The sequence below is a fragment of the Asaia sp. SF2.1 genome (assembly GCF_000505765.1).
Taxonomy (GTDB): domain Bacteria; phylum Pseudomonadota; class Alphaproteobacteria; order Acetobacterales; family Acetobacteraceae; genus Asaia; species Asaia bogorensis.
In genome coordinates, this window is the sequence record NZ_AYXS01000001.1 from 79,724 (window position 1) to 88,204 (window position 8,481).

At 59.3% G+C, this 8,481-nt stretch carries 15 protein-coding genes, 1 tRNA gene and 1 pseudogene; 11 read left to right on the plus strand and 6 right to left on the minus strand.

Annotated features, from left to right (window positions below):
- Positions 1–44 precede the first annotated feature (44 nt).
- The 11 genes from P792_RS21085 to P792_RS35710 all read left to right on the plus strand — a co-directional run bounded on the left by P792_RS21085 (position 45) and on the right by P792_RS35710 (position 5,185).
- The gene (locus tag P792_RS21085; protein WP_161630791.1) at positions 45–290 is read left to right on the plus strand and encodes a hypothetical protein; all 246 of its coding nucleotides are present in this window, start codon (positions 45–47) and stop codon (positions 288–290) included.
- On the plus strand, positions 287–970 hold the full coding sequence (locus P792_RS21090) for a lambda exonuclease family protein (RefSeq protein ID WP_023977227.1): 684 nt from the start codon (positions 287–289) through the stop codon (positions 968–970). The genes P792_RS21085 and P792_RS21090 overlap by 4 nt, the downstream gene beginning before the upstream one ends.
- Positions 970–1,611, plus strand: a complete 642-nt coding sequence (locus P792_RS35705) for a hypothetical protein (protein WP_023977228.1) — start codon at positions 970–972, stop codon at positions 1,609–1,611. The genes P792_RS21090 and P792_RS35705 overlap by 1 nt, the downstream gene beginning before the upstream one ends.
- The gene (locus P792_RS21095; protein WP_023977229.1) at positions 1,608–2,198 is read left to right on the plus strand and encodes a 3'-5' exonuclease; all 591 of its coding nucleotides are present in this window, start codon (positions 1,608–1,610) and stop codon (positions 2,196–2,198) included. The genes P792_RS35705 and P792_RS21095 overlap by 4 nt, the downstream gene beginning before the upstream one ends.
- Positions 2,195–2,338 (plus strand): hypothetical protein, encoded by a 144-nt coding sequence (locus P792_RS37250; RefSeq protein ID WP_023977230.1) that lies wholly within the window; start codon positions 2,195–2,197, stop codon positions 2,336–2,338. Before P792_RS21095 ends, P792_RS37250 begins: the two co-directional genes overlap by 4 nt.
- A complete protein-coding gene (locus P792_RS21100; protein WP_023977231.1) occupies positions 2,335–2,865 on the plus strand; it encodes a hypothetical protein in 531 nt (176 codons plus the stop codon). Before P792_RS37250 ends, P792_RS21100 begins: the two co-directional genes overlap by 4 nt.
- Positions 2,862–3,224, plus strand: a complete 363-nt coding sequence (locus tag P792_RS21105; protein ID WP_023977232.1) for a hypothetical protein — start codon at positions 2,862–2,864, stop codon at positions 3,222–3,224. The genes P792_RS21100 and P792_RS21105 overlap by 4 nt, the downstream gene beginning before the upstream one ends.
- A gap of 166 nt (positions 3,225–3,390) precedes the next feature.
- Positions 3,391–3,723, plus strand: a complete 333-nt coding sequence (locus P792_RS21110) for a class I SAM-dependent methyltransferase (RefSeq protein ID WP_235075356.1) — start codon at positions 3,391–3,393, stop codon at positions 3,721–3,723.
- Positions 3,716–3,973: a helix-turn-helix domain-containing protein gene (locus P792_RS21115; protein ID WP_023977234.1), complete on the plus strand. Its 258-nt coding sequence runs from the start codon at positions 3,716–3,718 to the stop codon at positions 3,971–3,973. Before P792_RS21110 ends, P792_RS21115 begins: the two co-directional genes overlap by 8 nt.
- On the plus strand, positions 3,966–4,274 hold the full coding sequence (locus P792_RS36870) for a helix-turn-helix domain-containing protein (RefSeq protein ID WP_031239843.1): 309 nt from the start codon (positions 3,966–3,968) through the stop codon (positions 4,272–4,274). The genes P792_RS21115 and P792_RS36870 overlap by 8 nt, the downstream gene beginning before the upstream one ends.
- A 98-nt stretch (positions 4,275–4,372) precedes the next feature.
- The gene (locus P792_RS35710; RefSeq protein WP_161630792.1) at positions 4,373–5,185 is read left to right on the plus strand and encodes a site-specific integrase; all 813 of its coding nucleotides are present in this window, start codon (positions 4,373–4,375) and stop codon (positions 5,183–5,185) included.
- Between the two features lie 58 nt (positions 5,186–5,243).
- Here the strand turns inward: P792_RS35710 and P792_RS21125 are convergent.
- The 6 genes and pseudogenes from P792_RS21125 to P792_RS38115 all read right to left on the minus strand — a co-directional run.
- Positions 5,244–5,319 (minus strand) — tRNA-Glu (locus P792_RS21125).
- 57 nt (positions 5,320–5,376) lie between these two features.
- Positions 5,377–5,754, minus strand: a complete 378-nt coding sequence (locus P792_RS21130; RefSeq protein ID WP_023977237.1) for a histidine triad nucleotide-binding protein — start codon at positions 5,752–5,754, stop codon at positions 5,377–5,379.
- A 3-nt stretch (positions 5,755–5,757) separates the two neighbouring features.
- Entirely contained in the window at positions 5,758–6,240 is a 483-nt protein-coding gene (locus P792_RS0117565; protein ID WP_023977238.1) for a phosphoribosyl-ATP diphosphatase, read from the minus strand.
- Between the two features lie 38 nt (positions 6,241–6,278).
- Positions 6,279–7,040: an imidazole glycerol phosphate synthase subunit HisF gene (hisF, locus tag P792_RS21135; RefSeq protein WP_023977239.1), complete on the minus strand. Its 762-nt coding sequence runs from the start codon at positions 7,038–7,040 to the stop codon at positions 6,279–6,281.
- Positions 7,034–8,329 carry a 1-(5-phosphoribosyl)-5-[(5-phosphoribosylamino)methylideneamino]imidazole-4-carboxamide isomerase gene (hisA, locus tag P792_RS21140; RefSeq protein WP_081866806.1) on the minus strand — a complete coding sequence of 432 codons (1,296 nt, stop codon included), beginning with the start codon at positions 8,327–8,329 and terminating at the stop codon, positions 7,034–7,036. Before hisA ends, hisF begins: the two co-directional genes overlap by 7 nt.
- Before the next feature lie 41 nt (positions 8,330–8,370).
- Positions 8,371–8,481 (minus strand): annotated as a pseudogene (locus P792_RS38115) (imidazole glycerol phosphate synthase subunit HisH); the annotation flags it as partial.

The window sequence follows — 8,481 nt, forward strand, 5'->3', positions numbered from 1 at the left end:
TGTTTATTGGGTCTGAAGGCTCCATAGCTGCACATGCAATGGCAATGAAATTCACATTGCTCGACGATGAGCAGTCTCAAGCAAACGCCCGCCTGATCGCTACATCGCCGGAACTGGCAGAGGCTTTGAAGGAATTATACGCCGACGCAAGGGAACTGCTCGTTTCAGCGACCTCGTGCGCCGACCGCGAAGCTCTGAACGCCGATGACCTGGAAGAGCGAGGGTTTGCGCCTGACTCGTTCGCCAAAGCCCGCGCCGCGCTCGCCAAGGCGAAGGGAGAGGGGGCGTGAAAATCTATCGCGACCTTGAGCAAGGCTCGGACGAGTGGTTGCAGGCCCGCTGTGGCATCATCACGGCCAGCATCATCGGCAAGATACTGACAAGCACAGGCAAGGCGGCAAAGAACGATCATTCGCGCCGCGTTGTCTCTGACCTTCTGGCCCAGCGCATAACCGGCCTGGCTGATCCTTCCATGTCGAGCCGAACGCTTGAACGCGGCCATGAGGACGAGATGGAAGCCAAGCTGAAATACTCGCAGGAGATCGCGCCGGTCGAGGAAGTCGGTTTCATCACCGAGGATTTCGGCGGTGTGATCATCGGATACTCACCGGACGGCCTCGTAGGCGATGACGGGCTGATCGAGTGCAAGTCGCGCCTGTCCGGCCTGCAACTCAGGACGATCATCAGCCTAGAAGTGCCGAGCGAATACATGGCCCAGATCCAGACCGGTCTCATGGTCACGGGGCGCAAGTGGCTCGATTTTATCAGCTACCCGGCCATGGGCGGGGGCAAGATGATGGTCATGCGCGTCTATCCGGATCCGGAATTTCAGGCGGTCTTACTCGACGCAGCGCGCGAGGCAGAGACGGAGATCCGTCGCCAGCACGCCGAATACGAGAACGCCATCAAATCAAACAAGGCGCGGTTCTTCGACACCGAGCGCCGCGAAGAATTGGAGATCATTCTGTAATGGTCGATCTATCGAAAACCATCATCGCCAAGTCAGATCAGTTGAATGCTGACGATCTGCTTGGGGGACCGATTACTGTCACGATTCAGGCTGTCAAAGAGGGCAACACAGATCAGCCGATTGCCATCTTCTACAAGGATTGCAACGGCAAGCCGTTTTATCCATGCAAGTCCATGAGGCGCGTGCTGGTGAATGTCTGGGGCAAAGACGGTGCCGATTATGTCGGAAAGTCGATGACGCTCTTTCGCGATGCTGCCGTGAAGTTTGGCGGGATCATGGTTGGCGGCATCCGCATCAGCCACATGAGCGGGCTCGAAAAAGACATGCCTATGGCCCTGCAGGTCACGAAGGGGAGCAAGAAGCTCTACACGGTCAAGCCACTAAAGGTTGAGGCGGCAGAGCCAAAGGCTGAACAGGCTGCGCCGCGCCGTATGACGCCAGCCCAATTCGTTGATCAGCGGATCCAGAGGATCAATGCCTGCGAGACGATCGAGGCGCTGGAAGCTGAGACCGGCTCCGATAGTTACAAGGCGACATTGGCCAGACTTGAGAATGCCTCGCCTGATGATCGGATACGCCTCGTACAGGCTGCCGCTCAGCGGGCGGAAGCATTGAGCTTTGTGCGGGAGGAAATGGCGTGAGCATCCTCTTCTTCGACACTGAAACCACCGGCCTGCCGAATTATGGCCTCCCCACCAACCACGAGGACCAGCCGCATGTCGTTCAGCTAGCGGCCATCCTGACGGACGATCGAGGCGAAGAGCAGGCGCAGTTGAGCGTCATCATCAAGCCTGACGGATGGGTAATCCCCGAGGGTGCCGCCCGGGTGCATGGCATCACGACAGAGAAGGCGAGCCGATACGGTATCCGCGAAGTGGTGGCCGCCGGGGCGATGTATGATCTGTGCTGCGCTGCCGATACGATCGTAGCGCACAACATCAAGTTTGACCGGCAGATTGTCGGCACGATGTTCGCGCGCGCTGGGCGAGGCTGGAAGCTGCCCGAGCGGCAGGCCTGCACGATGATGAACGCCTCACCGATCGTGAACCTGCCCCCGACCGAGCGGATGATTGCTGCAGGGTATGGTGACAAGCCCAAGGCGCCAAGCCTAGCCGAGTGTATCCGCCATTTCTACGGCGAAGAATTGGACGGCGCTCATGACGCGCTGGTCGATGTTCGGGCCTGCAAGCGGATCTATTTTGAGATGCTCGAACAGGTGTGCGCATGACTGACCCCGGCGACGAGGAAATAGCGGACCGCCTGACGAGAGAGCAGGCGGCACAGGATGCAATTCGCGACCGGATAGCGGCGCAGGAACAAGCGCAGGAGGCCGTGAAGGGCCGGAGCGCAGGGGAGAGACGGGGATGACCCACGAACAGAAGCCGGAGAGCGCGGAGTTTCGGACGCGGGAGGCGCAGGTGGCCCGCATGTGCCAGCTTTTCCATTTCCCCGATGCAGACGCACTGAACGTTACATCGGCAAGCATCATCACTCGGAACATACTAGAAGCCGAGGCCCGAGGCGCGGCAGAGCAGCGCCGGAAGGATGAGCCAGAATTTGAGAAAATAATAGCTGAGCGCGATGAGGCAGAAGATTTCATTCGGAAAATGGCTGAAACTGTTCTCGGGGAAGAAGTTGAGTGGTCAAATGTGTATGGCTTCCAGAACGCATTGAATGACGTATCTGAGCGCATTTTCTTTCTTGAGAAGGACACCGCCAACGTCACCGCGCTTGAGGCTCGGGTGAAGGAGCTGGAGGGGGAGAATAAGGCGTGGAGTGATGCCGCAGCTAACGCGCTGACGTGGCTTGAAAACGGGCGTCAAGCGAATGCGCGGGATGAACTGAAGGCGGCCCAGCGGCGCGCCGCAGCCCTCAGCGAGGGAGATCAGCTATGATCATCGAACCAACGGCCTATCACCATAAGCTGCTGAATGATGAAACGGCCCTGATCGTGTCAGAGCGCCTGACACTGTCGCCGAGGTTCCCGGTTCATATTGGGGACTCTGATAACCGTGAAGGCTTGAGCCGCGAGACTGAACCGTTGGTGCCGCTCGCCAAGGCTTTGGACTATGCCGCCGCACTCGTAGCTGCGGAGCGCATTAAGACTGCAAACGCTTTCGAGGAATTTGTGAAGCACCTTGCCCGTGACTGGGGACGGTTCCTCTCAGGGGATGGGCCTGTCATCATGGAGTCGATAGCTACTCGCGTCGAGCGTGAGGCCGCAGCCATCCGCGAGGGAGGCGAGCATGGGTGAGACCACGCCAACCGTCCTTGATCCTTGCTGCGGCAGTCGGATGTTCTGGTTTGACAGGGCAGACTCCCGAGCGGTGTTCGGAGACATACGCTCGGAGGCTCATGAGCTTCGCGACAAATCGAGCGTAGGCGGGGCAAGGAAGCTAGTCATTGCGCCAGATGCAGAGATGGATTTTCGCGATCTGCCCTTCGCTGACGGTTCGTTCAATCTGGTTGTATTCGACCCTCCGCATCTCGTGAGGAACGGCAAGACCGGATGGCTTGCGAAGAAATATGGGAAGCTCGGGCAGACTTGGCAGAACGACTTGAGTGCCGGGTTTCGAGAGTGTTTCCGAGTGCTGAAGTCGGGAGGTACGATGATTTTCAAGTGGAATGAGCATGAGATTGCTGTCGGACGTATCCTCGATCTCACGCCAGAGCGGCCCTTATTCGGCAATCGATGCGGCAAGACAGCCAAATCACATTGGCTCGTCTTCATGAAAGGGGCACCCCATGACTGACCCCACCCCCTTCAACCGCCTCCTGGGCGAGCGGGTGCGGCGGATGATCGTCGCGCAAGGCCGGTCGCAAGAGAGCGTGGCCGTGGAAGCAGGGATTTCCACGAGCACGCTGGGCTTTCTGATCAAGGGCCAGAACAGCACCATCAACACGGTCCTGAGCGTCTTTGCCGCGCTCAAGGCCCCGCCTGAGGTCATGGCCGGGATCTATGCCGACTTTGTGGAGCATTGGAAGGAGAGGGCGGATGGGTGAGGGAATGCCACGGCTGCTTACCGTGAACGCAGCCGCCTCAATCGTGGGGTATCACCCCGAGACACTGCGCAAGGCGATCAGGGAAGGTCGTCTCGAAGCCTATAGACGGCCACGCGGGACACGCATCGAACCCGACGCCCTCAAAGCCTATATGGACCTGTATCTATGCCCCGCGAGCGACCAGACCGACCATTTCTCGAGCTATACCGGGGCGCGTACTGCGTTGTCTGGTGGGAAGGCGGCAAGAGACGGCGCACCTCGACGGGCTATGCGGATGAACGCCGCGCTCGACAGGCACTAGCTGACTTCGAGGAGGCGCTACACAAGCGCCCCTCGCGCCAATCATTTGCCGAGGCACTGGACGCCTATGCCAAGTCGCGCATGGGCAAGGTTGAGGCGATGAAGCGCCTGATCGAATGCACCGTGCCGCTGAAGGAGAAGATGGGCCACCTGCGCGTTGATCAGGTGGGCCAGAGGCAATGGAACGAATACGCATCGACCAGGGTCCGCAAGCCCAATCCGCGCCGCAAGAGTTTGGATGGATACGAGCCCCAGCCGGTTTCTCCCGGCACGCTACGGCGGGAATTCAACGTCATGCGCGCCGCGCTGCGCCAATCATGGAAGGACGGAAATCTAACAAAGCCGCCTGTTCTTGAAGTGCCACGAGACAGCGCGCCTCGAGATCGCTTCCTCACCAAGCAAGAGGCCCGCCGCTTGCTCGATGCGTGCGAGACGCCTCATGTTCGGATCTTCCTCGCGCTCGCCATGTTCACGGGGGCTCGCAAAGGCTCAATCCTCGCACTGACATGGGATCGGGTGCATTTCGATTCTGGTCGTGTGGATTTTCAAGAGCCTGGGCGCAGTCTCACGGTAAAGCGTCGCGCAGTCGTGCCAATGGCCCCGGCCCTGAGGAAGGAACTCGAAGAGGCTTCGCGTCTGCGAACCTGCGATTTTGTAGTGGAGTGGAACAGCAAGCGCGTCACGTACGGGCTGCGCTGGTCGTTCAAGCGCCTCTGCGAGCGAGCAGGGCTGACGTGGATGCCAACGCCTCATCACTTTAAACACAGCGTGGCTTCCTGGATGGCCATGAACAAGGTGCCGATCGATCAGGCAGCGGATTGGCTGGCGACAGATCCTAAGACACTGTGGAACGTCTATCGAAAATTCGACCCGAGCTATTTGGAGGAGGTCACATCGACCTTTGATCTGTAGGTGTTCGCTTGAACACTTACGGTACCTGTGGATAACAGAGAAACCTCAATGTTATCAATGGCGTCCCATAGGGGATTCGAACCCCTGTTGCCGCCGTGAGAGGGCGGTGTCCTAGGCCTCTAGACGAATGGGACGAGGCGAGGTGCGTTCTATGATACCGAACGGAACCCCGCAAGAGGGAAAATGCGGATCTAGCGAACTAATTTCGCGCTGAGCTTTTCGCCGGCCAAAAGATGCACGTGATAATGCGGTACTTCCTGCCCCGCATCGCCGCCAGCATTACTGATCAATCGATACCCCGTCTCGGTGACATCAAGGGCTTCAGCGACTTTCGAGATCGCTCGCGCAAACCCGGCAATTTCCGCGGCTGAGGCATGCAAGCCGAAATCCTGCGCACTGACATATTGTCCCTTGGGAATAATCAGCACATGCACGGGGGCTTGTGGCGCGATGTCCGGAAAGGCGAGGGCAAAGTCATCTTCGTAGATGGGCTTGACCGGAATCTCCCCGCGCAAAATCTTCGCGAAGATGTTTTGCGGGTCGTATGGAAGGCGCAAGTCAACAGCCATCGGTCAGACTCCCGGCTCGACAAGGCGTGAGGCCTTTTCCTCAACACCGCTCATAGCCTGCCGGCGGCGTAACTCTTGCCATACATCATGCGGCGTCACGCCAGCGTCCACCCACATCACAATGAGATGGTAGAGCACATCCGCACTTTCACTGACGAGCTCTGATGGTTTGCCAGCAACCGCCTCGATAAGACACTCGACAGCTTCTTCACCAAACTTCTGGGCAATCTTCTTGCGCCCACGGGAGAGAAGTCGCGCCGAATGGCTCAATGATGGATCGGTACCTCGACGGGATTCAACAGTTGCGAACAGACGATCGAGAACCTGCGCATCAATCGGGCTCAGATCAGCTACGGGCTTTTTGACGGCGTTTTTCTTGCCCTGCGCTTTCTTCGTGCTCTCACTCTTGGGCGCAGCGTTCTTGACGCCCTTCTTTCCGGCGCCTCCTCCGGTCTTGCGGGTCGTCCGTTTTGTGGCAAGCGCCATGATCGTCATCCGTCTGAAATCAAGGTGAAAAGAATGCGTTAGTTGGCTGGCCTCACAGGCAGTCCCGCAGCTTCAAGCGCTGCCTTGACCCCCGCAATACCGAATGTGCCAAAATGGAAAACGCTGGCCGCCAGAAGGCCACTCGCCCCGGCCCTGGCGCCTTCCACAAAGTGCTCAAGCTCTCCCACGCCGCCAGATGCGACGACCGGAATGGTAATCTTGCCGCAAACCTCACGCAGAAGGTCAAGGTCGAAACCCTTGCCTGTTCCATCGCGGTCCATGCTTGTCAGCAGAATCTCGCCCGCACCCCGCGCCTGCGCCTCCTGCGCCCAGGCGACCGCATCTATACCAGTCGGCTCTCTGCCGCCCTTGGTATAAACTTCCCAACCACCCTTGCCATTGGAACGCGCATCAATCGCGACCACAACACATTGGCTACCGAACCGATTGGCTGACTCATTAATCAGGTCCGGGTTCACGACTGCGGCCGAATTCACGGCACATTTGTCAGCGCCCGCAAGGAGCAGTTTACGCATATCCTCGGGGGCACGCACACCGCCGCCAACGGTCAGGGGCAAGAAGACACGCTCTGCGGTGCGACGGACCACATCGTAAATCGTGTCACGGTTCTCGACGCTTGCCGTGATGTCCAGAAACGTCAGTTCATCGGCCCCTGCCGCGTCATAGACGACGGCCTGCTCCACCGGATCTCCTGCATCCCGCAGCGATACGAAATTGACGCCCTTGACCACGCGGCCATCCTTGACGTCGAGGCAAGGGATAACCCTCAGCTTCAGCATGTGGCCCCCTCGACAATGCTGAGCGCTTCCTCAAGCGATATACGCCCGTCATAAAGCGCGCGCCCTACGATCACGCCCTCGAGTCCAGAAACCTCCTGGGCAATCGCACGGAAATCACGCAGATGCTGCGCCGAACCAACGCCCCCGCTGGCAATGACAGGAATGGACAATACACGTGCCAGATCAGCCGTCTGTTCCAGATCCAGCCCTTCGAGCATGCCGTCGCGTGTGATCTCGGTGAAGATCACGGCAGCCACGCCGGCATCCTGCATCCGCAGGGCAAGGTCACGCGCATTGAGCTCGGAAACTTCGGCCCAACCTTCAGTCGCGACACGTCCCTGACGCGCATCGATGCCCGCGACAATCCGCCCAGGAAAAGCCTTGCAGGCCTCACGCACAAGCCCGGGGTTTTTCACTGCAACCGAACCAAGAATGACCCGGTCCAGGCCGGCTTCCAGCCAGCGCGCGATGCCTGCCATATCGCGAATGCCACCACCAAGCTGCACCGGCAGATCGGTCGCAGCGATAATCGCCTCTACCGCGGCACCGTTTGCCGATTTCCCGGCAAAGGCCCCATTGAGATCGACCACATGCAGGCGTGAACATCCGGCTTCAGCGAAAGAACGCGCCTGTGCGGCAGGGTTATCGGAATAGACGGTGGCGTCGTCCATCTCGCCGCGTCGGAGACGTACGCAGGCGCCGTCCTTCAGATCAATGGCCGGATAGAGGGTGAGGGCGCGATGGGGGGTGCTGTCCGTACTGGCCACGATATGATCCTTCCCGGAATGTTTCTTTTGTCTCGCGCCACCACTTTCGGGAGAGAGGGGCAGGGTCATGAAGACGCCCCGTACCACCCCGTCGTGATTGCGGGCATAAAGGGGGTGCGTACCCCAGGGCTCGAAACCGAGCGAGCGGAACATGGACAACGCGGAGGCCTGTGTCTCGGGAACCTCACAGTTCAGCACGCGGCAGCCCAGTGCTCTGGCAGCCGCAATCACGGCATCGGCCAGAACATAACCCAGCCCACGACCGCGCATATAGGGTGCTACGAAATAACCCCTGATCTGCGCCGTCTGGGCTTGTGCCTCGTTATTGCGTGAAGGCCGCACAAGCTGGGCGCAGCCCTGTATCTGCCCCGTTTCATCGCGCACGACGAAAAACCGGGTTTCCGGCACGAGTAGCAGCCCGCTGAAATAGCGCTCGAGCACGGCCCGCCCGGGCGGCGTAAGCCAACCAAGGCCGCCCCCGTCAATGATCGCCGCCGTGGTGATCTCGCACAGGGCGGCCATGTCACTGTCATCGATGCGCGACAGGCGCTCGGCAATGCGGGTCACGGCATCCAGCTCAGAAAGTTCGCCATGATTGTCAGGCCGGTCTTCTGACTCTTCTCGACATGGAATTGGGTGCCACACCGGTTGTCCCGCGCGACGATTGCCGGCAC

Excerpts from the sequence above, each read along its gene's own strand:
- P792_RS21130 (WP_023977237.1), bottom strand. The coding sequence starts at position 5,754 with ATGGCTGTTGACTTGCGCCTTCCATACGACCCGCAAAACATCTTCGCG.
- hisA (WP_081866806.1), bottom strand. The coding sequence starts at position 8,329 with ATGGCCGCCCTGTGCGAGATCACCACGGCGGCGATCATTGACGGGGGC.
- P792_RS21100 (WP_023977231.1), top strand. The coding sequence starts at position 2,335 with ATGACCCACGAACAGAAGCCGGAGAGCGCGGAGTTTCGGACGCGGGAG.
- P792_RS37250 (WP_023977230.1), top strand. The coding sequence starts at position 2,195 with ATGACTGACCCCGGCGACGAGGAAATAGCGGACCGCCTGACGAGAGAG.
- P792_RS35710 (WP_161630792.1), top strand. The coding sequence starts at position 4,373 with ATGAAGCGCCTGATCGAATGCACCGTGCCGCTGAAGGAGAAGATGGGC.
- P792_RS36870 (WP_031239843.1), top strand. The coding sequence starts at position 3,966 with ATGGGTGAGGGAATGCCACGGCTGCTTACCGTGAACGCAGCCGCCTCA.
- P792_RS21085 (WP_161630791.1), top strand. The coding sequence starts at position 45 with ATGAAATTCACATTGCTCGACGATGAGCAGTCTCAAGCAAACGCCCGC.
- P792_RS21105 (WP_023977232.1), top strand. The coding sequence starts at position 2,862 with ATGATCATCGAACCAACGGCCTATCACCATAAGCTGCTGAATGATGAA.
- P792_RS35705 (WP_023977228.1), top strand. The coding sequence starts at position 970 with ATGGTCGATCTATCGAAAACCATCATCGCCAAGTCAGATCAGTTGAAT.
- P792_RS21110 (WP_235075356.1), top strand. The coding sequence starts at position 3,391 with ATGGATTTTCGCGATCTGCCCTTCGCTGACGGTTCGTTCAATCTGGTT.
- hisF (WP_023977239.1), bottom strand. The coding sequence starts at position 7,040 with ATGCTGAAGCTGAGGGTTATCCCTTGCCTCGACGTCAAGGATGGCCGC.
- P792_RS21115 (WP_023977234.1), top strand. The coding sequence starts at position 3,716 with ATGACTGACCCCACCCCCTTCAACCGCCTCCTGGGCGAGCGGGTGCGG.
- P792_RS0117565 (WP_023977238.1), bottom strand. The coding sequence starts at position 6,240 with ATGGCGCTTGCCACAAAACGGACGACCCGCAAGACCGGAGGAGGCGCC.